Genomic DNA, 20,253 nt, shown 5'->3' with positions numbered 1-20,253 from the left:
TCAAATCCGCTGCTTCACCGTCGCCAGCGCCCCACGGAACGCCTTGGCAAAACTCTCCCGGTCGTCCGGATTGAGGAAGGAGCCGACATCGGTCAGCCGTCCCTCGCCGGTGACAACCATCGAAGTGATGCCGAACTCCTGGTGCCGGCGCACACGAAAACGAGCCCAGAAAGGGTTGAAATGATGCTCCACCATGCGGCCCGCCGGTGAGAACTTGCGGATCGACACGTCGGTGCGCGACACCGTCACTTCCTCCCTGGCGCGCCCCGACCGGTAGTTCAGCCAGAAGGCGCCCCAAAGCAGAAGAAAATCGAGGCCGAAGAAGAAGACGATCGGCCAGGCGCCGGTCGTGAGAAAGAAAGCGGCATGCAGCAGGCAGAAGATGCCGGTGAGAGCCAGAAGCACATGAAAGCCCTTTCGCCCCAACGACCGGTAGGGCGTCAGTTCGGCGGCAAAAACCGGCGGCTCAAGATCCTTCTCCACGTTGCCTTCCATCCTGTGGCTTGTCATAGAAGTGCATATGGCAACTGATAAAACGCAATCCCACATGCAAAGCTCACAAAAGTCAAATGGCGCGGCGAGAAGCCGCAGGCATGCCCGCAGCGTCTATAGCAAGGCGGAGATGGTAGAGATCTTCCGCCGCTTTTCGATCCAGCGCCCGGAGCCGAAGGGCGAGTTGGAGCATGTGAACCCGTTCACCCTGGTGGTGGCAGTCGCGCTGTCGGCCCAGGCGACCGATGTCGGCGTGAACCGCGCAACCCGCAAGCTGTTCCAGATCGCCGATACACCGGACAAGATGCTGGCGCTCGGTGAAGAGGGCGTCATCGAACACATCAAGACGATTGGGCTTTATCGCAACAAGGCCAAGAACGTAATCGCACTGTCGAAAATGCTGATCGACGAGTTTGGCGGCGAGGTCCCGAAGACGCGCGAAGAGCTCATCCGGCTTCCGGGCGTCGGGCGCAAGACCGCCAACGTGGTCATGTCCATGGCCTTCGGCATCCCGACGCTCGCGGTGGATACTCACGTCTTTCGCATCGCCAACCGTCTGAAGATGGCACCGGGCACCACGCCGGATGCGGTGGAGGAAAACCTGCTGCGGGTTATCCCGAAGGAGTATCTCTTTCACGCCCATCACTGGCTGATCCTGCACGGTCGCTACACCTGCAAGGCCCGCAAGCCGGAATGCGAACACTGCATCATCGCCGATCTCTGTCGCTACCCGGCAAAGACCTGCGACGTGCCGGCGCCGCTCAAAGAACTACCCGCGCAGATGATTGGCGCGGATGCCCTCGCCGAGCGCGAATGACGGATCCCGCGCGCTGATCGCCTTGTGCAGATGCACCATTAGGCCTGCGGCAAACAACGGCGTCAGAAGGTTGACGAAAGGAATGGCGAGGAAACCGGCAATCAGCAGGCCGGCGAGGAACACCGTGCCGCGATGTTTCTGGCGAAACGCCTTGGCCTCCTGCGACGATCGGAAGCGCATGGCGGCGAACTCGAAGAATTCGCGCCCCAGCAGGTAGCCGTTCACCAGGAAGAAGGCGATGAGGTTGACGCCCGGCACCAGAAGCAGCAACAGCGCGATCACGTTGCCGATGATGACCACACCCAAAAACTGAACCGATTCCAGCATGGCGCGCGCCATGGGCATGGCGACACCCGGCGGATCGGCGGGGTAATCGCGTTTTTCCACCACCTCGGCCACATCATCGAGAAACAGGCCGGCGATCAGCGCGGTGACCGGCGCAATCAGCAGTGCAAGCCCGAGTGCGAGCCCGATGCCGGCGATGATGGCAAAAACAAAGCCCAGCCAGCCCGCCCAATCCGGCACGCTCGGCAGAAGATCGGCGACATAGGGCCAGAGATAACCGATGAAGACGCCACGCAGGACAAACCACAGGCCGATCAGCACCAGGATCGTCAATCCCAGCACCTTCCAGAAGACCGAGCGCGTTTCCGGCGCAAACAGATTGGTCAGCGACTGACGCGCAGCATCAAGGATCATGAAAGGTCCGGCCTCCGTGGTGTTTAAAGCAGGATGTAGGTGAGGACGGCACCGCTCACAAGACACGGCCAGCCTTGCTGCACGATGAAACGGAAAAGCCGCCAGCCTTGCGGCCGGCGGCTTTGGACACTCCAGAAGGGCCTCAGACTATTCCGCCTGCACCAGGTGCCCCGGCGAGACTTCGCGATACTGGCGCACCGGTGGCACGTAGCCGGCGGGGCGCACCGGGCTCTTGATCTCGTCGGTCGCCAGATTGCGTTTGATCCGCCGGCGTGACGGGTCCGGCACGGGAACGGCGGCCATCAGCTTCCTCGTATAGGAATGCTGCGGATTGTCGAACACAGCCGCGCGCGGGCCGATCTCGACGATTTCGCCGAGATACATTACCGCCACCCGGTGGCTCACCCGCTCCACCACGGCCATGTCATGGCTGATGAAGAGATAGGCCAGATTGAGGCTCTGCTGCAGGTCGAGCATCAGGTTGCAGACCTGCGCCTTGATCGATACGTCGAGCGCAGACACCGCCTCGTCGGCGACGATCACCTTCGGGTCGAGCATCAGGGCGCGGGCAATCGCGATGCGCTGGCGCTGGCCGCCGGAGAATTCGTGCGGATAACGCCGCATCATGTCCGGCGACAGACCCACCTTGGCCAGAAGATCGGCTGCCTTTTCCTTTGCCTGTTTTTTCGTGCCGAGATTGTGTTCGATGAAGGGTTCCATCACCGCCGAACCGACGCTCATGCGCGGGTTGAGGCTGGCGAAGGGATCCTGGAACACCATCTGGATCGAGCGGCGCATGGTGCGCAGCGTCGATCGGTCGAGGTTCATCACGTCATAGCCGTCGAGCGTCACCTTGCCGCTATTGGGCTGCACCAGCCGCGTCACCGAGCGACCGGTCGTGGACTTGCCGCAACCGGATTCGCCGACCAGCGACAGCGTTTCGCCCTCGAACAGCTGGAAGGACACATTCTCCACCGCATGTACGGCGCCTGTCTGCCGACCGAAAATGCCGGTGCGGATGGCAAAGCGGGTCGTCAGATCCTTCACGTCCAGGATCGGCGTCTTGCCCTTGGCCACCGTATCGGTCACCTCCTCGAGCGCCTGCGCCTCGCCGGATTCGACATCGATAATCGGGAAGCGCAGCGGCAGCTTGCGGTCCTGCATCGAGCCAAGGCGCGGCACGGCCGCCAGAAGTGCCCGCGTATAAGGATGCTGGCCGCGATGGAAGATGTCGCCAGTTTCGCCGGTCTCCACCTGTTCGCCACGGAACATCACGATCGTGCGGTCGGCAATCTCCGCCACCACACCCATGTCATGCGTGATGAAGAGAACGGACATGCCCTCCTCGTCCTGCAACTCCTTGATCAGATCGAGGATCTGGCCCTGGATCGTCACGTCGAGTGCGGTTGTCGGTTCGTCGGCGATCAGAAGCTTCGGTTTGGAGGCGAGCGCCATGGCGATCATCACGCGCTGGCGCATGCCGCCGGAAAACTGGTGCGGATATTCGTCGAACCGACCCTTGGCGTTCGGAATACGCACCTTCTCCAGCAGCCGCAGCACCTCGGCCTTGGCCTCGGCGGCGGAGATGTTCTGGTGCACGGTGAGCGCCTCGGCGATCTGCTTGCCGATCGGGAAGATCGGGTTGAGGCTCGTCATCGGCTCCTGGAAGATCATCGAGATGTCGTTGCCGCGCACCTGACGCATCTGCTCTTCCGGCAGGGACACAAGGTCACGGCCCCCGAGGATGACCTTGCCTTCGATGCGGCTGGTGGTCTTCGGCAGAAGCCGCATGATCGAGAGCGAGGTGACGCTCTTGCCAGAACCGGATTCACCGACGATCGCCACCGTTTCGCGCGGGGTGATCGAGAAGCTCATGTTGCGGACGACCGATTTCCATTCGCCGTTGACACGGAAGGACGTGGTCAGGTTCTCAACCGACAGGACCGGGGTGACTGCACCCCCTGTCTGTTCCGAAAGCGTGGCGGAAAGAAGCATGGGATTCTCCTTAGGTCTATCGCTGTCGGGTCAGGCCGCGAGCGCGGTTTCCGCGAGGTTGACCCAATAGCTGATGCCATAGGGAATGGCTTCGTCGTTGAAGTCATAGGCCGGGTGATGCAGGTTGGCAGTCGCACCGACCCCCAGGAAAATGAAGGCGCCGGGCCGGGCTTCCAGCATGTAGGAGAAATCTTCCGCGCCCATCTTCGGCGGTGCATTCGTTTCGACCCGGGTATCGCCCACCACCTTGGCTGCAACGGAAGCGGCAAAATCGGTCTGTTCCGGATGATTGACCGTCACCGGATAACCGCGGTGATAATGCACTTCGGCGACCGCGCCGTGGGCGAGCGCGGTGCCCTGCGCCACTTCGACGAGCCGCTTGGCAGCCATTTCGCGGATCTCCGGATCGAGCGTACGCACCGTACCGGTCAGCTTTACCTCCATCGGGATGACGTTATAGGCGTCGCCGCCATGCGTCGTGGTGACCGAAACGACGACGGATTTCAGCGGGTCGGTCTCGCGCGAGGCAATCGACTGCAGCGCGATGATCACATGCGCAGACGTCAGCACCGGATCGACGGAAAGATGCGGCTGGGCGGCATGGCTGCCCTTGCCCTTGATGATGATGTCGAAACTGTCGGCCGCCGCCATCAAGCCGCCCTTGCGCAGCGAGAAATCGCCAAGCGCGAGGCCCGGCGCATTGTGCATGCCGTAAACTTCCTTGATGCCGAACTTTTCCATCATGCCGTCCTGCACCATGGCAAGGCCACCGCCGCCGCCCTCTTCGGCGGGCTGGAAAATCACCGCAACGGCGCCGGCAAAACGGCGGGTCTCGCACAGATATTGCGCCGCCCCGAGCAGCATGGCGGTGTGACCGTCATGGCCGCAGGAATGCGCCTTGCCGGGCGCCTTGGACGACCAGGGCTTACCGGTATCTTCCAGGATCGGCAGCGCGTCCATGTCCGCCCGCATGCCGATGACCGGGCCGTCACCCAGCGAGCCCTTGATCAGGCCGACGACACCCGTCTTGCCGATGCCGGTTTCCACGACGTCGCAACCGAAGGCCTTCAGTTTTTCGGCAACGAAGGCGGCCGTGTTGTGGACATCGTAGAGAAGTTCCGGATTTTCATGCAGATAGCGCCTCCACGCGGCCACTTCGTCCTGCATTTCAGCGGCGCGATTGAGTACTGGCATTGATGCAACCTCTTAGATTTCAGCTGTTTCCCTTATGGTTGGGCGGGATATTGCGCCGCCACTGGCGGTTTTTGCAAGCTTCAATTTTCGTTCTTGAACGCAAAATAGGCCTGTGCTTAGATGGCTTAAAATTTGTTCATCCCATGCCGGAACCGCCAAAAAGAGTGGTCCGCTGGCTGCCGTTCGAGGAGCAAGATTTAAGGGAATTCGCCACTTTACTGGGAGGAAACAGTGAGAGTGGCGATGTGGTCTGGCGACCATGGCCGTGCTGGCCGAAACGCAAAATACGTCTCTCAAGGGGAAAAGCATGAGAAAGTTCAAAATCCTGCTGGCGGGCACCGTTGCCGCTTTGGCGATGTCGGGTGCAGCGCATGCTCAGCGTGGTACTGACGGCGATCTGAAGATCCTGTTCTGGCAGGCCGTTTCCACCCTCAATCCGTATCTGTCCGGCGGCACCAAGGAGGTCTACAGCTCCTCCATGGTCATCGAGCCGCTGGCGCGTTACGACGAGACGGGTGCACTCGTGCCGTGGCTCGTGACCGAAATCCCGACCGTCGACAATGGCGGCGTCGCCAAGGACATGAAGAGCATCACCTGGAAGCTGAAGCCGGGCGTCAAGTGGTCCGACGGCTCTGATTTCACCGCTGAAGATGTCGTCTTCACCTGGCAGTATTGCACGGCGCCCGATGGCGGCTGCGCACAAAAGGCCCAGTTCGAAGGCATCACCAATGTCGAAGCCGTTGACAAGCAGACGGTGAAGGTGACCTTCAGCGAGCCGAAATATTACCCCTACGGCGCTTTCGTCGGCGCCCAGCAGCCGATCATCCAGAAGGCGCAGTTCAAGGATTGCGTCGGCGCCAAGGCACCGGGCTGCACCTCGGCCAACTTCGGCCCGATCGGCACGGGTCCGTTCGTCGTCAAGGAATTCAAGCCGAACGACGTGATCACCTTCACCGCCAACCCGAACTTCCGCGATGCTACCAAGCCGGCCTTTGCCAGCGTGACGCTGAAGGGCGGCGGCGATGCTGCTTCTGCGGCACGCGCCGTTCTGGAAACCGGCGAATACGACTACGGCTGGAACATGCAGGTCGAGCCGGAAGTGCTCGCCACCATGCTGAAGGCCGGCAAGGGTGTGCTCGTCAATTCGTTCGGCACCCAGGTCGAACGTATCAACGTCAACTGGACCAACCCCGATCCGAAGCTTGGCGACAAGCGCTCGACGGTCGAAGGCGGCAAACATCCGGCTCTTTCCGATCCGGCCGTGCGCAAGGCCCTGTCGATGGCGATCGACCGCGACATCATCAATGAAGCCGGTTACGGCGAAGCGGGCAAGCCGACCTGCAACATCGTTCCGGCTCCGGACGCCTATATCTCCACCACCAATGACTGGTGCCTGAAGCAGGATATCGAAGGCGCCAACAAGCTTCTCGATGAAGCCGGCTGGAAAAAGGGCAGCGATGGCATTCGCGCCAAGGACGGCGTGAAGCTTTCCTTCCTCTACCAGACCTCGACCAACTCCGTCCGCCAGGGCACCCAGGCTCTCGTCAAGGATTGGTGGCAGCAGATCGGCGTTGCCTCCGAACTGCGCAACGTCTCGGCTTCGGTCTTCTTCGGTGGCGACCCGGCAAGCCCGGACACCTTCCAGAAGTTCTATGCCGATCTGGAAATGTACACCAACAACTTCGACGGCACGGACCCGGAAAAGTACCTGGCAGAATGGCTGTGCGACAAGATCCCGTCGCCCGCCAATGGCTGGCAGGGCCAGAACATTCCGCGTTACTGCAACCCGGACTATGACAAGATCGTCGCCGAACTCTCCAAGACGGCCGATCTGAAGAAGCGTGCCGAACTCGCCATCAAGGCGAACGACATGCTGACCGCCGAAGGCGCGCACATTCCGCTCATCCACCGCGGCCAGATCTCCTCGCATTCCGCCACGCTCGTCGGCGTGAAGATGAATGCCTGGGATTCCGAACTGTGGAATGTCGCAGACTGGTCCCGCAAGAAGTAATCCCTGAACGCCGGTCCCGCACGAAACCCGTGCGGGGCCGGCATTTGCTTCTCGGCGACCGCCCGGAGACCCCTTGATGTTCACCTATACGATCCGGCGACTGATGTTCGCCGTACCGACGCTGCTTGTGATAAGTTTCGTCATCTTTGCGCTGCTCGACCTTGCGCCGAACGACCCGCTTGGCGACCTGCCGCTGACCATTCCCCCGGAAGTGCGTGAGCAGATCCGCGCCTCCATGGGCCTCGACCAGCCCTTCCTGATCCGTTACCTGCTGTGGCTGAAACAGTTCTTCGTCAACGAACCGCTCAACATCATCGAGCAGCTCTTCGGCATCACCATCGGTGATGGAGAGCGCATGCGGGTTCTGTCCTGGGCGACCCGCAGCCCGGTTGTCGACTTGATCGTCCAGCGCCTGCCGCAAACGCTGTGGGTGGTGGGCATGGCCTATGTCTTTGGCATCCTGATCGCCATTCCGGTCGGCGTGATCTCGGCCTATCGCCAGTATTCGATCTTCGACCAGATCGGCACCTTCGTCACCATGGTGGGGTATTCGGTTCCGACCTTCTTCACCGGCGTGGTGCTGATCGTCATCTTCTCCTCTTATCTCCAGTGGTTCCCCTCGATCTATGACACGAACCTCGTGGTCAACGACTGGTCGAGCTTCGTGGCGCAGGTGAAGCAGATGATCCTGCCCGTCACCGTTCTTGCGCTCTACAATGCCTCGCAGATCGCCCGTTTCGTCCGCGCTTCAATGCTCGACAACCTGAGCCAGGATTATGTGCGCACCGCTCGCGCCAAGGGCGTCAAGGAAAAGGTCGTGCTTCTGGTGCACGTCCTGCGCAACAGCCTCATCCCGGTGGTCACCGTGATCGCGCTTGGCGTGCCGACCATCTTTTCCGGCGCCATAATCACCGAACAGATCTTCCGGGTGAACGGGCTCGGGCAATTGCTGATCACCGCCGTCCAGGGCGCTGACATCCCGCTCGTCCAGACGCTCACCTTCATCTTCGCGGTGCTGATCGTGCTCTTCAACCTGATTGCCGACGTTCTTTACGGCATCCTGGACCCGAGGATCCGTTATGACTGATGCGACCATGACCGCTGCTGCGATCAAAAAGGCCGAGGCGGAAACCCCGGCAATGCTGTTCTGGCGAAAATTCCGCCGGCACAAGGGCGGCGTTGCGGGGCTTGCCATCTTCATCGCCATCCTGCTGATCGTTTTCGTCGGGCCCTTCATCCACACGATCGACCCGAACAAGATCGACATCCGTGCCAAGAACCAGGGCCCCTCCTTCGCCCACCCCTTCGGCACGGACAATCTCGGCCACGATATGTTGGCGCAGGTCATGGCCGGCGGACAGATCTCGCTTGCCGTCGGCATGACGGCCATGCTGCTCTCGCTGTTCCTCGGAACCCTGGTCGGGGTCATGTCCGGTTATTTCCGCCGGCTCGACGGCCCGCTGATGCGCCTGACGGACCTGTTCCTGGCGCTGCCGCTGCTACCGCTGCTGCTCGTGATCATCATGCTGTTTCGCGATACGCTGCGCGCCGCCTTCGGTCCGGAAACGGGGATCTTCATCCTGATCGTCTTCGTGATCGGCGTCACCAGCTGGATGCACACCGCCCGCATCGTGCGTGGCGACGTGCTGGCCGTCAAAAGCCAGGAGTTCATCACCGCCGCCCAGAGCAGCGGGATGCGGGAATACCGGATCGTGCTCAGGCACATCCTGCCGAACGTGCTCTCCTCGATCATGGTCTCGGCAACGCTCGGCATTGCCTCCGCGATCATCACGGAATCGGCGCTGAGCTTCCTCGGCCTCGGTTTCCCGTCGGACTTCCCGACCTGGGGACGCCTGCTCTTCGACGGCGCAAACTTCCTGCAGATCACGCCATCGCGCGTGCTCTGGCCCGGCCTTGCGATCTCCCTGACGGTCCTCAGCGTCAACTATGTCGGCGACGCCGTCCGTGATGCGCTCGATCCGAGAAGCATGACACGCTGATCAAACTTCCTCTCGTGTCCCCGCGGCAAAACTGCGGGGACACGTTTGCCGCCATACGGTCGGAAATCACGTTCAAAAAAATCCGAATCTTTTTTCGACGGCTGCGGAACCAAAGTTGCTGCCGCTCGTTCTTATGATATCTGGAAGCGCCCCCGTCCCCCGCCCTTCAAAGCTTCCAGATAACTCTTCATCCCCCTCGAAGAGACCAACGGTCTCGATTTCTCCGGAAATCGAGACCGTTTTTTTGTGTCCGCAGCCATTCAAGGCTGACGGATGTCGAAGCCAGACACCATTGACAGAATGAGCCACGCCGGCAGGAAATCGCCGGCGGATTATTCTGAGATGTGATCGATGGGGAAGACGAGGCTGTAGCTGATGCGATCCGGCGTGATGTGATACCGCGCCTTGCCATTGACGGAAGCCGGCACGACCCGCTCCAGCACGGTGCTGCCGAAATTCGCTTTCAGCGATTCTTCCGTCTGCCCGCTCTCCAGCCCGCCCTCGGCTCTCGGCAGACCTTCGTCCCAACGGATTTCGAGTGAATCCTGTCCGTTCACCTGCATGCGGTGACAGGTGACGGCAATGGCCCGGCCACTCCTGACGAGCGAGCCGTGGCTGACGGCATTGACAATCAGTTCGTGCAGGGCGAGCCCCAGATGCAGCGAGGCATTCGGCGTCAGAAGCACGTTGTCGCCACTGATGCGCACGAGGTGAGCATTCTCCGGCAGGTATTTTTCGGTTTGCTGCCGCACCAGTTCGTAGAAATACGCGCCGCGCCAGCTGGAATCGGTGATCAGGTCCTGCGACTGCGACAGGGAATAAAGCCGGCCGCGGAACTTGTTGAGGAACATGTCGAGCGTGACGGAATAACGCGCCGTCTGCAGCGCGATGCTTTGGATAATGGCCAGCAGGTTTTTCGAACGATGGCTGACTTCCCGCAGAAGCGCCCGCAGCAGCCGCTCCCGGTGGCGCTCTTCCGACCGATCGACGATGGTGGTAACCAGGTAGAGACCCTGGCCGTCGATCTCGAGTGCCTGGATACGGAACTCATAGACCTCTTCGGAACCAACGCTGAACTCGATGTGACCCTTCTGGCCGTTTTTGATGAGGCCGCCCTTCAGCACCGCCAGGCGCTCCGCAATCTCTCCTCCGAAAAGCGAGAGATCATCCGGTCGCTCGGACAAGCCGCCTGCCCAGATGACGGGCAGGTTGGTCACGAAGAGATAGTTCCTATCAAAATCCTGGATGATGACACTTGCGCCGAGATCAACGAGAGCTGGCATGAAAAAATCACGCAACTTGTCGTCACCCTCACCAGCCTGTTGCCATGTCAGCTGATGCGACAAGAAATACACTCCGCCTTTCGATGACCGAATTGTGCGCGCTGCCGACGAGCAAACGAGGTAGCTTGAGACCTTTATAGGGTCGGCATACCCTCTAAACAACCCGGCACCGCGCATTTTGCTGGAAACGCCAGACGCCGCCTGCTGACCTCGTAAAGGCAAGGGAGGAAGGCGAAAGCGCCTGCCCCTTCTCCTAGGTCCGATCAGCAGCGTGACGCATCACGCTTCTTGCGGCCTCCAACGACAAGCCTGCCAAAGATGTTCCCTCACAGGACGGCATGGACGCAGGCCTTTAGGCCGCAGCCTTCACCGCCTCGTTGAAGAACAGTGCCTGACTGATGAGCGCCTTCACCATGTCCGGGTTGAACGGCTTGGTGACGAGGAAGGCCGGTTCCGGACGCTCGCCGGTCAACAGGCGCTCCGGGAAGGCCGTGATGAAGATGACCGGTACGCTGGACGTCTTCAGGATCTCGTTGACGGCATCAATGCCCGAGCTGCCATCGGCGAGCTGGATATCGGCCAGAACCATCTTCGGGCCCGAGCTGTTGAACAGGCTGACCGCTTCCTTATGGGTGCGGGCAATGCCGGTCACCCGATGGCCGAGATCCTGCACCATCTGCTCGATGTCGAGCGCGATCAGCGGCTCGTCTTCGATGATCATGATGTCGGTGGCGACCTGTCTTGAAATCTCGCGGGAGGCCTCGTCCAGAAGACGGGTCACTTCCTCGACATCGACGTCGAGGATCTCGGCCGTCTCTTCAAGCGTGAAACCTTCGACGGAGATCAGCAAAAAGGCATGCCGCGCCTGCGACGGGAGGTTGGCCAGGTTGGCCACGGCGCGCTGCTCCCAGGCAAACGGGGATTCAATCGGACGGACCTCGATGGAGGTGGAACCGAAGATCGCGACAAAGAGTTTATAAAGCGAAACACGGTCTTTGGATGTTTCCGGAAAGATGGAAACGTCGGCAATCAACGCTTCCAAGACCGCAGCGACATATGCGTCTCCCGAGGTCTGCGAGCCGGTGACCGCGCGAGCGTATCGACGCAGATACGGAAGGTGGGACGCAACGCGTGTGGTAAGTGACATTCAGAATCTCCCCTGATGCCCTGCGGGCAATGAACGTGGTATCAACAATAACGAAGAAAAAAAGTTCCGCCCATCGGGAACTTTTTTTGATCCCGAGCATTCTCCGAACAAGACGGTATTGGGCAGCCTGAGTGATGAGTGACGACGAAACCAGAAAAAAAGACAAGATGAACACAGCACAATCGAACACAATCCGGCCGGGCACCACGGCTCCGAATGCGTCGATTTCGCGTAAGCTGCGCGAATTCTACGACGCTGTTCAGGAGGAAGGTATTCCGGATCGCTTTCTTGAGCTTCTGGAACGCCTTGAGGAAGCCGAGAAACGAGCAAAGTCGGTGAATGCGAAATGACAACGACCGAGGACGACGTCAATCGCGCCTTCAAGCGCGACCTGTTGGCATCCTTGCCAAACCTGCGCGCCTTCGCCGTCTCCCTGACCGGCCGTCACGACAAGGCGGATGACCTGGTTCAGGACACGATCATGAAGGCCTGGGCGAACCAGACCAGCTTTACGGCCGGAACCAACATGCGCGCCTGGCTCTTCACCATCCTGCGCAACGAGTTCTACAGCCAGATGCGCAAGCGCGGCCGGGAAGTGCAGGACAGCGACGGCCTGTTCAGCGAGCGTTTCTCCGTTCACCCGGAACAATACGGTCGGCTGGACCTGCAGGACTTCCGCAAGGCACTCGACATGCTGCCGGACGATCAGCGTGAAGCGATCATCCTGGTCGGCGCTGCCGGTTTTGCCTATGAGGAAGCTGCCACGATCTGCGGCTGCGCAGTCGGAACGATCAAGAGCCGCGTGTCGCGCGCCCGCACGCGTCTTCAGGAAATGCTCGGTGTTGCCGGCGAAAGCGATTACGGCCCGGATCCCGGTGACGCGGCCATCACCGCCCGCGCCTTCGGCAGCTAATCTTCTCCGTTCTTCAGAATTTTGCGAACCAGCATCACGAGCAGTTCATCATCGAACGGCTTGGAGATGACGGCTGCGCCTGCAAAGCCGGGAACCCCAGCCAGATGGGCGCGATTGACGGAAGAAAAGATGATCGGACCGCCCGCCTCATGATGCCGCCGGAGCCCAGCGCCGGCGGCACCGCCAGCCAGCGAAGCGTCCGCCAGAATGAGGTCGAAGGCCCGTGCGCAAAGCACATCCGGCGCATCGCGTGGCATGACGATTTCGATCGAGGCGCCCGTCGTGTCCGTCAGGACCTGTTCCGCCTCCAGTGCGACAAGATATTCGACATCGATGATGAGGATCCGCAACAGACTGCCCTGCGTTGACACTTCTGAGAAGGCGTAGACCAGCTTGGCCGACACCGGTCATTTAAAAAAGACATAACATCGGCCCAAACTTGCAAGGACAGTCAAAGGTCGCATCAACGATGGTAGCTCTCAAACCACTGATACCACCAAGGGTTCCCTGCGAATTCTGTCCGTTGCGCCGGCGCGAAAAATTCCGGGATTTTACCGAGAACCAGCTGGCCTTCGTCAGCAGCTTCAAGTTTGGCGAGCTGGCAGTCGATCCGGGCGCCACGATCATTTCCGAAGGCGAGGAGCATCCGCAGCTTTATACGGCGCTTGCCGGCTGGAGCTTCCGCTATAAGATCCTGGAAGACGGACGCCGCCAGATCCTCAACTATATCCTGCCCGGCGATCTCGTCGGCCTGCAGGGCAACCTGATGAAGGAAATGCAGCATTCGGTCGAGGCGCTGACGCGGGTGACGCTCTGCATCTTCGAGCGCGAGAAGCTGGCGACGCTGTTTCGCAATCACCCGTCGCTTGCCTATGATCTTACCTGGATTGCCTCCCGCGAGGAATCCATGCTGGACGAACATCTCCTCAGCATCGGGCGCCGCACGGCGCTGGAGCGGGCGGCCTATCTCCTCTCCTTCCTCGACTACCGCGCCTATTCGACGGGCGTCTTTGGTGACGAAGGATCGACGATCCTGCCGCTCACGCAGCAACATGTAGCCGACACGCTCGGCCTCTCCCTCGTGCACACGAACAAGACGCTGCGCAAGCTTGCCGATATGGGCGCCGTGCGCTGGCTGGATCGGGGATCGGAAGTGCTCAATCGCGAACGTCTGCAATCGATTGCCGGCTGGCAGCCGCTCAACGAAGAACGGCGCCCCTTCATCTGAAGGAGCGCCGCGGAAACGGTTGATGCAAATCGCGTAGGTTATTCGGCGATGATGGCGCGCAGCATCCACAAGGCCTTTTCGTGGAAGGTCAGCCGGTCGGTCAGCATGTCGGCAGTCACGACATCACCCGCCTCGTCGGCCTGTTCGGCGGCCTTTCGCATGGTCTTCACGGCCGCTTCATGATCGGCCACCAGATCATTGACCATCGAGACGGCCGTGAACTTGCCGACATCGCCCGCCTTCGGCGCAAAACCCGCCGCTTCGCCAAGCGAGGCCGGTGCCAGGTGACCGAGCGCGCGGATGCGTTCCGCAATGATGTCGGCTGCCTCGAACAGCGCGCTGTAATGCTCTTCGGTCAGTTCGTGTAGCGGCTTGAAGAGCGGGCCGACCACGTTCCAATGGTAGACATGGCTCTTGATGGTCAGCCGGTAGGTGGCCGCGAGAATCTGCGACAGGCTTTCGGCCATGTCTTCGCGATAGGCCTTCGCAAGCCCGATATTGATGTTCTCGTCGTGGGATTTCGGCTTCAGGACAGCGGAAGCTTGTGCCATGGTCGGTCTCCTTTTTTGAGATGTTCGAGAAAGTCAGGCGTCGGGCGCTCCGGTCTCATCCCCGGAGCCGCCCAGCATACGCAGCGCAAAAAGCGCAATGCCGCCTGTGACGGCCGCCGCCATCAGTGGCCGCGATTTCATCATGACCGGCAGCAGCGAGACCGCTGTCGTCATCAAGAGCGCCCGGTTGTTGGCCGCAGCCTCGCGCCGGCGACGCTCGTCCGCCCGGTTCTTCACCATCACGACGAGGAGAACAACAAGAGCGATCGACAGCGACAGCGCGGCAACGACACCGAGCGCTGCCGCAGCGCTCATCATCGAGGTCAGCCAGACGGCGAGCGCTCCAACCCCTGCCCCATAGGCGGTGAGGAGGAAAAGTGCAGCAATCGCATAAAGAACGACGTTGCGACGCGTCCGCTGAACCATCAGGCTGACATCCACCGATAAGAGCGATGCCAGCATGGGCAGAAGCCGCGCCATGTTAACGGCGCGACAAAAGGGCAAACAGGAAGCCGAGGCCGGCGGCGATTGCCACAGCCTGCAGCGGCTTCGTGCGGATCTGGCGTTCCAGGTCCTTCTCCATCGACATGGCCTGCGCACGGGCGGCGTCCATCATCTGGGCGGAGGCATCCATCGCATCGTTGGAAGCGCGTTTTGCCTTGGACTTCAGGTCATCCGCCTTGTTCGATCCCGCTGCGGCCACCGCCTTCGCGAGCGCTGCGATGTCTTCCCGCAACTGCTGCAGCTGGCGCTCGACATCAGCCTGCGAACCGGACCGCGAAAAATCATTCGGCGAATTCATCGACATCACGTTCTCCTTGAGGAACAGGGCCGGTTTCGGAACCGGCTGGGGAGCGCGGGCCGTCCACCCGCCGCACATTCGCCGGGTCAACGAGGATCGCGCAGTTTTGTTCCATAGCGCGGGAGAAGGGTCCGATCGTTGAGGGAAATCAACCCTTCGGCGGTTCGGGCCAGCGCGCCACGCCGCCGCTCCAGGTCTCGAACGCCTTCGACAGTTTCAACACGAAGGGATCGGCATAACGAGGGCCGACGATCTGGAGCCCGATCGGCATGCCGCTCTTGGAGAAACCACAATTGATGGAGGAGGCCGGCTGTTCCGACATGTTCCAGGGTACGGTGAAGGCGATATGTTCGAAGGGGGCGGCCGGATCATTGGTCGGCGACGCCCAGTCCGCCGGATAGGAGACGACCGGATTGGTGGGCGAGATCACCGCATCGACAGTGGTGAACAGTTTTCCGCAGGTCTTGCGCATCTCGATCGTCTGGTTGAAGCCACGCACCGCATCGACACCGGAGACATGCGCGCCACCCTTTGCCCAGTCGAAGATATAAGGCAGGATGAGGCTCTGGCGTTCCTCGTCCATGCCGGCAATATCGCCCCAGAAGCGCGCACGCCAGAAATTGTCGAGCCCGTCGAGCATCGCCCGGGTGATGACCGGCCCGACGGGCACGATCTCGGCGCCCGCCTGTTCGAAGAGGCGCGCTGCCGCCATCACCGCCTCCTTCACCTCGTCTTCCGCCGCAAGTCCGGTCCCCGCATCCAGCATCAGGCCGATTTTCAGGCCGCGTACGTCGATGTCGAGATCCAGCCAGTCGAAGGCATTCGGCGGCAGCGAGGTGCCGTCGCGCCAATCGGTCCGCGACAGCGGCTCCATGGACAGCGCCGCATCCTCGACGAAACGCGTCATTGGACCGGCACAACGGCCAACATAATAGGGATCGACCGGAATGCGGCCCTGGCTGGGCTTGAAGCCGAAAATGCCGGTCCAGCCGGCTGGAAGCCGCACCGAACCGCCGATATCGGTGCCAATATGCAGAGGGCCGAAACCGGCGGCTGCCGCCGCAGAGGCCCCGGCACTCGATCCGCCGGGATTCTGGCTCAGATCCCACGGGTTACGGCTGAGCTTGTGAAAACTGGAGAGGCCGGAGGAGAGCATGCCGTAATCCGGGCAAGTGGTCTTGGCGAAGATTACCGCCCCATCCTCGCGGCAGCGGGCGGCAATCGGCGCATCCTCCGCCGCCGGGACCAGTTCGACCGCCTTCGTGCCAAGCGGCACCGGATCACCCTTGGTGGCAATCAGTTCCTTCAGCGTCACCGGAATGCCGTCGAGGATGCCGAGCGTCTCGCCTTTCTGCCAGCGCTCGGTCGAGGCCTTCGCCTGGGCGCGGGCGTTTTCCGGATCGTAGAGATAGAGTGCCTGCACATAAGGTTCGAAGGCGTCGATCCGCTCCTCCACCGCCTGCCAGTATTCGAGCGGCGAAAGGCTTTTGCGGGCATAGAGATCCCGGACCTGCCGGATGGTCAGTGTCAGCAATTCATTCATGGCGATGTCTTCGTTCTGGTGAAAAATCAGGATTGGTCACGGGGATCGAGCAGGTCGCGCAAGCCGTCGCCCAGCATGTTGAGGCCCATGACGGCAAGCGCGATGGCAAGACCGGGCAAGAGCGCCAGCCAGGGCGCCTGGCCGAGAAAGGTCTGCGCATCCGAGAGCATGCGGCCCCAGGTGGGCGCCGGCGGCGGCATGCCGAGACCGAGGAAACTGAGGCCCGCCTCCGTCAGGATCGCGAGACCCAGCTGGATCGTCACCTGCACGATGATCTGGTTGGCAATGTTCGGCAGCACATGCACGATGGTAATCTTCGCCCGGTTGCGCCCCATGCCGATGGCCGCCGTCACGTAATCGCGCGTCCAGATCTGCTGGGCGGCCCCGAGCATCAGCCGGGCAAAGACCGGCACCATGAAGACCGCGATAGCGATGATCGCCGTGAAGCGGCCGGAGCCGATGAAGGCCCCGAGCAGCATGGCCGACAGAATGGGCGGCACGGCGAAGATGATGTCGCAGATGCGCATGACGACGCTTTCCGTCAGCCCGCGGATCGCCGCGACGATGACGCCGACACCGGTGCCGAGCGTGGCGCCGATCGCCACCGCCAAAAGCGAGGTGGAGAGCGAGTTCCAGGCACCCACCATCAGCATGGAGGCGACGTCACGGCCGAACTGGTCCGTGCCGAGCAGGCCCTGCGCCATCGGCGGCTTCAGGCGATGGACGATCTGCATCTTTGTCGGCGGCAGTGGCGTCCAGACGAGAGAAACGAGCGCGATGGCAACCAGTGTCAACGTGATCACAAGGCCGATCGAGAAAATGGGACGGCGCAGAAGGAAGCTCATCAGCGCACTCCCGCCCGAAGCCGGGGATCGATGACGAGATAGGCAAGATCAACGAGGAAATTCATGAGGATCACAAGACCGGAAAAGAACAGCACGACATCCTGCATGACGACGACATCGCGCTGTGAAAGGGCCTGGTAGGCAAGCCGACCGAGGCCCGGCAGATTGAAGACATTTTCCACCAGCACGGCACCGGCAATGAGGAAGGTGAATTGCAGGCCGAGCATGGTGACGACCGGGATCAGTGCATTCGGCACGGCATGCCGCCAAAGCGCTGTCTGCTCCGACAATCCCTTTGCTCGGGCGGTGCGGACGAAATCCTCGTTCATCACCTCCAGCACGGCGGAACGGGTAACGCGCATCAGGACACCCGCCTGCGGCAAAGCCAGCGCTACCGCCGGCAGGAACAGCGCCTTGAAGCTCTCGGCGGCGCCGGCATCCCAGCCGGGAAAACCGCCGGCCGGCAGCCAGCCGAGCGTGGTGGAGAACAGGATGATCAGCAGCAACCCGACCCAGAAGGCAGGAACCGCAATGCTGACATGCGAAAAGAGGCCGGAGAACACGTCCCAGGCGCCGTTCTGATGCCGCGCCGCCTGGACGCCGAGCGGAATGGCCAGCGCGATGGAGAGCACAACCGCCATCAGCGCCAGCGGCACCGTCACGGCCAATCGTTCGGCAATCAGCCCGGCCACCGGCACGCCATAGGTATAGGAGCGGCCGAGATCGCCCTGCAGCACCCCACCGAGCCAGGCGACGTAACGCACGACGAGCGGGCGATCGAGACCCATCTCCTTCTGCAGTGCGGCCAACGTATCGGGGCTCGCGGACGTTCCGAGAATGACGGAGGCCGGATCACCCGGCAAAAGATCCATGACCGCGAAGATGATGGCGGAGACCAGGAGCAATGTGACGATAAGACCGGCAAACCGGCGAAAAATAAGCGCAATCATGTCCTGTGCCTTCTGGCTCGCAAGAGCGAAGGATGAAGTGCCGGCAACCGGCATGCAATGAAATTCGAGGACGGGGGTCAGACCCCCTCTGGCCTGCCGGCCATCTCCCCCACAAGGGGGGAGACCACCAGAGGCAACGGCTCGCCCAGCCTATCGGGCTCGCTCGGGGCAGGGTAAGCCCCTCCCCCTTGTGGGGAGGGGATTAGCGCGCAAGCGCCTCACTCCGTCCAGTGCACCTCGGAGAGCACGTTCGACGGGATCGGTTCGTTTTCCCAGAGCCCGGCCACCTTCTTGTCCCACACACCGAGCTTCGGCATGACGAAGAGGTAGAGCGCCGGAACGTCGGTCGCGAGGATCTTCTGCGCCTCGCCGTAGAGCTTTTCCTGCTCGGCCGCGTCGGAGGTGGCTTCGACCTTCTTCAGGAGCTCGTTGAAGGCCGGGTTCTTGTAGGCGAAGTAGTAGGGGTCGCGGGCATAGATATCGATGTCCATCGGTTCGGCATGCGCCACGATGGTCATGTCGAAATTGCCGCCCTTGAAGACGTCGGCCACCCATTTTGCCGGGAATTCGGTGGTCTCGATCGTCATCGTCACGCCGACTTCCGCCAGCATCGCCTGCAGGATCTGCGAGGAACGCTGGGCATAGGCCATCTGCGGCGCCTTCATGGTGAAGGAGAAACCGTTCGGGTAACCGGCTTCGGCCAGCAGCGCCTTCGCCTTTTGCGGATCATAGGGATAGGTGCCCGTCAGATCCACATAACCGCGGTCGTTCGGCGTGTAGTGGCTGCCGATCGGCGTGCCGAAACCGGACCAGGCGCCGTCGACCACCGCCTGGCGGTCCACTGCCATCATCAGCGCCTGGCGCACGCGTTTGTCGTCGAACGGCTTTTTGGCATTATTCATGCCGGCCACGACCTTGAGTTCGGTATTGCCGATGACGGTGGCAAGCCGCGCATCCGTCTTCAGGCTTTCGATCAGTTCCGGCGCGCCGAATTCCGGGAAGGCATCGACATCACCGGCCTTCAAGGCAGCCGCCTGCGCCTGCGGATCGGCAATGAAACGGAAGGTCGCCTTTTCGAGCTTCGCGGCACCCGCCTTGTTCCAGTAATCCGGGTTACGGGCCAGCTCGACGGAGGCACCCTTGGTCCAGCTGACGAACTTGAACGGCCCGGTGCCGATCGGCGTCGTCTTGTTGTCGGCAGCCGATTTCGGCGCGACGATGGAGGAGGACGGCCAGCCCAGCCAGTAGAGCAGGCTGCCGGCCGGCTGCTTCAGCTTCAGCACCAGCGTCGTGGCATCCGGCGTCTCGACCGTATCGATCGAGGCGAAATAACGCTTCTGCGGGTTGACGGAATCGGCGCCGCGCGCCCGGTCGATGGAGAATTTCGCCACCGAGGAATCGAAGGCCTCGCCATTGTGGAAGGTCACGCCCTGGCGCAGCTTGAAGGTATAGGTCAACCCGTCCGGCGAGATCGTCCAGCTTTCGGCGAGCTGCGGCTGTACCTTGCCATTGCGGTCGATGGTGGTGAGGCCTTCGAAAATGTTCTGCCAGGTCACCTGACCAATGGCAACGGGTGCGGCAATCGTCGGATCAAGGCCGGTCGGCTCCACCGCCATGCCGAGCGTAAGACCGGTCTTCGGCGCGGCCTCTGCCGGCATCTGCGTTGCAAGCACCAGACCCGCGGCCATGGCAAGGCCAAACACGGCCCGGCGCGTCAGCGCGGTGGTTGCGGAAAGGAATTGGCTTCCCATGTGTGGCATTCCCCTTGTTTTCGCGTCACCGG

General features: G+C 61.5%; 21 protein-coding genes. 7 read left to right on the top strand and 14 right to left on the bottom strand.

Features of this window, described 5'->3' with window-relative positions:
- Nucleotides 1–495 (bottom strand): DUF2244 domain-containing protein, encoded by a 495-nt coding sequence (locus tag OU993_RS11135; protein ID WP_268157037.1) that lies wholly within the window; start codon nucleotides 493–495, stop codon nucleotides 1–3.
- A gap of 25 nt (nucleotides 496–520) precedes the next feature.
- Here OU993_RS11135 and nth point away from each other — a divergent pair, with 25 nt between their 5' ends.
- A complete protein-coding gene (gene nth, locus OU993_RS11130) occupies nucleotides 521–1,309 on the top strand; it encodes an endonuclease III (RefSeq protein WP_268157036.1) in 789 nt (262 codons plus the stop codon).
- On the opposite strand, the gene OU993_RS11125 is transcribed toward nth, so the two are convergent.
- From OU993_RS11125 to OU993_RS11115, 3 genes are all read right to left on the bottom strand, one after another.
- Nucleotides 1,262–2,008, bottom strand: a complete 747-nt coding sequence (locus OU993_RS11125) for a sulfate transporter family protein (RefSeq protein ID WP_268157034.1) — start codon at nucleotides 2,006–2,008, stop codon at nucleotides 1,262–1,264. The genes nth and OU993_RS11125 overlap by 48 nt on opposite strands.
- Before the next feature lie 147 nt (nucleotides 2,009–2,155).
- A complete protein-coding gene (locus OU993_RS11120) occupies nucleotides 2,156–4,003 on the bottom strand; it encodes an ABC transporter ATP-binding protein (protein WP_268157032.1) in 1,848 nt (615 codons plus the stop codon).
- A gap of 30 nt (nucleotides 4,004–4,033) precedes the next feature.
- Nucleotides 4,034–5,197, bottom strand: a complete 1,164-nt coding sequence (locus OU993_RS11115; protein WP_268157031.1) for a M20 aminoacylase family protein — start codon at nucleotides 5,195–5,197, stop codon at nucleotides 4,034–4,036.
- A gap of 307 nt (nucleotides 5,198–5,504) precedes the next feature.
- On the opposite strand from OU993_RS11115, the gene OU993_RS11110 reads away from it, so the two are divergent.
- From OU993_RS11110 to OU993_RS11100, 3 genes are all read left to right on the top strand, one after another.
- A complete protein-coding gene (locus OU993_RS11110; RefSeq protein WP_268157030.1) occupies nucleotides 5,505–7,208 on the top strand; it encodes a peptide ABC transporter substrate-binding protein in 1,704 nt (567 codons plus the stop codon).
- A 76-nt stretch (nucleotides 7,209–7,284) separates the two neighbouring features.
- A complete protein-coding gene (locus OU993_RS11105) occupies nucleotides 7,285–8,295 on the top strand; it encodes an ABC transporter permease (RefSeq protein WP_268157028.1) in 1,011 nt (336 codons plus the stop codon).
- A complete protein-coding gene (locus OU993_RS11100; RefSeq protein ID WP_268157025.1) occupies nucleotides 8,288–9,208 on the top strand; it encodes an ABC transporter permease in 921 nt (306 codons plus the stop codon). The genes OU993_RS11105 and OU993_RS11100 overlap by 8 nt, the downstream gene beginning before the upstream one ends.
- Before the next feature lie 332 nt (nucleotides 9,209–9,540).
- Here the strand turns inward: OU993_RS11100 and OU993_RS11095 are convergent, their stop codons facing one another.
- Both OU993_RS11095 and OU993_RS11090 read right to left on the bottom strand, forming a co-directional pair.
- Entirely contained in the window at nucleotides 9,541–10,491 is a 951-nt protein-coding gene (locus tag OU993_RS11095) for a sensor histidine kinase (protein WP_268157023.1), read from the bottom strand.
- 352 nt (nucleotides 10,492–10,843) lie between these two features.
- Nucleotides 10,844–11,638, bottom strand: coding sequence for a response regulator (locus OU993_RS11090; RefSeq protein WP_268157021.1), 795 nt, complete (start codon nucleotides 11,636–11,638; stop codon nucleotides 10,844–10,846).
- A gap of 167 nt (nucleotides 11,639–11,805) precedes the next feature.
- Here OU993_RS11090 and OU993_RS11085 point away from each other — a divergent pair, with 167 nt between their 5' ends.
- Together OU993_RS11085 and OU993_RS11080 are read left to right on the top strand one after the other, a co-directional pair.
- Nucleotides 11,806–11,988, top strand: coding sequence for a NepR family anti-sigma factor (locus tag OU993_RS11085; RefSeq protein WP_268157665.1), 183 nt, complete (start codon nucleotides 11,806–11,808; stop codon nucleotides 11,986–11,988).
- Nucleotides 11,985–12,551 carry an RNA polymerase sigma factor gene (locus tag OU993_RS11080; protein WP_268157020.1) on the top strand — a complete coding sequence of 189 codons (567 nt, stop codon included), beginning with the start codon at nucleotides 11,985–11,987 and terminating at the stop codon, nucleotides 12,549–12,551. The genes OU993_RS11085 and OU993_RS11080 overlap by 4 nt, the downstream gene beginning before the upstream one ends.
- On the opposite strand, the gene OU993_RS11075 is transcribed toward OU993_RS11080, so the two are convergent.
- Nucleotides 12,548–12,955, bottom strand: coding sequence for a hypothetical protein (locus OU993_RS11075; protein WP_268157018.1), 408 nt, complete (start codon nucleotides 12,953–12,955; stop codon nucleotides 12,548–12,550). The genes OU993_RS11080 and OU993_RS11075 overlap by 4 nt on opposite strands.
- Before the next feature lie 65 nt (nucleotides 12,956–13,020).
- Between OU993_RS11075 and OU993_RS11070 the strand changes: the two genes are divergently transcribed.
- The gene (locus tag OU993_RS11070) at nucleotides 13,021–13,779 is read left to right on the top strand and encodes a Crp/Fnr family transcriptional regulator (RefSeq protein ID WP_268157017.1); all 759 of its coding nucleotides are present in this window, start codon (nucleotides 13,021–13,023) and stop codon (nucleotides 13,777–13,779) included.
- 38 nt (nucleotides 13,780–13,817) lie between these two features.
- Here the strand turns inward: OU993_RS11070 and OU993_RS11065 are convergent, their stop codons facing one another.
- The 7 genes from OU993_RS11065 to OU993_RS11035 all read right to left on the bottom strand — a co-directional run bounded on the left by OU993_RS11065 (nucleotide 13,818) and on the right by OU993_RS11035 (nucleotide 20,221).
- Nucleotides 13,818–14,330, bottom strand: coding sequence for a Dps family protein (locus OU993_RS11065; protein WP_268157015.1), 513 nt, complete (start codon nucleotides 14,328–14,330; stop codon nucleotides 13,818–13,820).
- 33 nt (nucleotides 14,331–14,363) lie between these two features.
- The gene (locus OU993_RS11060; RefSeq protein ID WP_268157012.1) at nucleotides 14,364–14,756 is read right to left on the bottom strand and encodes a hypothetical protein; all 393 of its coding nucleotides are present in this window, start codon (nucleotides 14,754–14,756) and stop codon (nucleotides 14,364–14,366) included.
- A gap of 55 nt (nucleotides 14,757–14,811) precedes the next feature.
- The gene (locus tag OU993_RS11055; RefSeq protein ID WP_268157010.1) at nucleotides 14,812–15,138 is read right to left on the bottom strand and encodes a DUF883 family protein; all 327 of its coding nucleotides are present in this window, start codon (nucleotides 15,136–15,138) and stop codon (nucleotides 14,812–14,814) included.
- 142 nt (nucleotides 15,139–15,280) lie between these two features.
- A complete protein-coding gene (locus tag OU993_RS11050) occupies nucleotides 15,281–16,675 on the bottom strand; it encodes an amidase (protein ID WP_268157009.1) in 1,395 nt (464 codons plus the stop codon).
- Nucleotides 16,676–16,701: 26 nt separating this feature from the next.
- A complete protein-coding gene (locus tag OU993_RS11045; RefSeq protein ID WP_268157007.1) occupies nucleotides 16,702–17,520 on the bottom strand; it encodes an ABC transporter permease in 819 nt (272 codons plus the stop codon).
- Nucleotides 17,520–18,470 (bottom strand): ABC transporter permease, encoded by a 951-nt coding sequence (locus OU993_RS11040; RefSeq protein WP_268157006.1) that lies wholly within the window; start codon nucleotides 18,468–18,470, stop codon nucleotides 17,520–17,522. The genes OU993_RS11045 and OU993_RS11040 overlap by 1 nt, the downstream gene beginning before the upstream one ends.
- A 218-nt stretch (nucleotides 18,471–18,688) precedes the next feature.
- The gene (locus OU993_RS11035; protein WP_268157004.1) at nucleotides 18,689–20,221 is read right to left on the bottom strand and encodes an ABC transporter substrate-binding protein; all 1,533 of its coding nucleotides are present in this window, start codon (nucleotides 20,219–20,221) and stop codon (nucleotides 18,689–18,691) included.
- Nucleotides 20,222–20,253 lie beyond the last annotated feature (32 nt).

The sequence above is a fragment of the Rhizobium sp. SL86 genome (genome assembly GCF_026672545.1).
GTDB lineage: Bacteria > Pseudomonadota > Alphaproteobacteria > Rhizobiales > Rhizobiaceae > Neorhizobium.
Note: the sequence above shows the minus strand (reverse complement) of the source record. Positions and strands in the feature narration are given on the sequence as shown.

What these genes read in the sequence shown, in the direction of transcription:
- OU993_RS11095 (WP_268157023.1), bottom strand. Translation starts at nt 10,491, where the DNA reads ATGCCAGCTCTCGTTGATCTCGGCGCAAGTGTCATCATCCAGGATTTT.
- OU993_RS11125 (WP_268157034.1), bottom strand. Translation starts at nt 2,008, where the DNA reads ATGATCCTTGATGCTGCGCGTCAGTCGCTGACCAATCTGTTTGCGCCG.
- OU993_RS11045 (WP_268157007.1), bottom strand. Translation starts at nt 17,520, where the DNA reads ATGAGCTTCCTTCTGCGCCGTCCCATTTTCTCGATCGGCCTTGTGATC.
- OU993_RS11040 (WP_268157006.1), bottom strand. Translation starts at nt 18,470, where the DNA reads ATGATTGCGCTTATTTTTCGCCGGTTTGCCGGTCTTATCGTCACATTG.
- OU993_RS11115 (WP_268157031.1), bottom strand. Translation starts at nt 5,197, where the DNA reads ATGCCAGTACTCAATCGCGCCGCTGAAATGCAGGACGAAGTGGCCGCG.
- OU993_RS11065 (WP_268157015.1), bottom strand. Translation starts at nt 14,330, where the DNA reads ATGGCACAAGCTTCCGCTGTCCTGAAGCCGAAATCCCACGACGAGAAC.
- OU993_RS11105 (WP_268157028.1), top strand. Translation starts at nt 7,285, where the DNA reads ATGTTCACCTATACGATCCGGCGACTGATGTTCGCCGTACCGACGCTG.
- OU993_RS11085 (WP_268157665.1), top strand. Translation starts at nt 11,806, where the DNA reads ATGAACACAGCACAATCGAACACAATCCGGCCGGGCACCACGGCTCCG.
- OU993_RS11060 (WP_268157012.1), bottom strand. Translation starts at nt 14,756, where the DNA reads ATGGTTCAGCGGACGCGTCGCAACGTCGTTCTTTATGCGATTGCTGCA.
- OU993_RS11035 (WP_268157004.1), bottom strand. Translation starts at nt 20,221, where the DNA reads ATGGGAAGCCAATTCCTTTCCGCAACCACCGCGCTGACGCGCCGGGCC.
- OU993_RS11070 (WP_268157017.1), top strand. Translation starts at nt 13,021, where the DNA reads ATGGTAGCTCTCAAACCACTGATACCACCAAGGGTTCCCTGCGAATTC.
- OU993_RS11100 (WP_268157025.1), top strand. Translation starts at nt 8,288, where the DNA reads ATGACTGATGCGACCATGACCGCTGCTGCGATCAAAAAGGCCGAGGCG.
- nth (WP_268157036.1), top strand. Translation starts at nt 521, where the DNA reads ATGGCAACTGATAAAACGCAATCCCACATGCAAAGCTCACAAAAGTCA.
- OU993_RS11090 (WP_268157021.1), bottom strand. Translation starts at nt 11,638, where the DNA reads ATGTCACTTACCACACGCGTTGCGTCCCACCTTCCGTATCTGCGTCGA.
- OU993_RS11120 (WP_268157032.1), bottom strand. Translation starts at nt 4,003, where the DNA reads ATGCTTCTTTCCGCCACGCTTTCGGAACAGACAGGGGGTGCAGTCACC.
- OU993_RS11050 (WP_268157009.1), bottom strand. Translation starts at nt 16,675, where the DNA reads ATGAATGAATTGCTGACACTGACCATCCGGCAGGTCCGGGATCTCTAT.
- OU993_RS11135 (WP_268157037.1), bottom strand. Translation starts at nt 495, where the DNA reads ATGGAAGGCAACGTGGAGAAGGATCTTGAGCCGCCGGTTTTTGCCGCC.
- OU993_RS11055 (WP_268157010.1), bottom strand. Translation starts at nt 15,138, where the DNA reads ATGTCGATGAATTCGCCGAATGATTTTTCGCGGTCCGGTTCGCAGGCT.
- OU993_RS11080 (WP_268157020.1), top strand. Translation starts at nt 11,985, where the DNA reads ATGACAACGACCGAGGACGACGTCAATCGCGCCTTCAAGCGCGACCTG.
- OU993_RS11110 (WP_268157030.1), top strand. Translation starts at nt 5,505, where the DNA reads ATGAGAAAGTTCAAAATCCTGCTGGCGGGCACCGTTGCCGCTTTGGCG.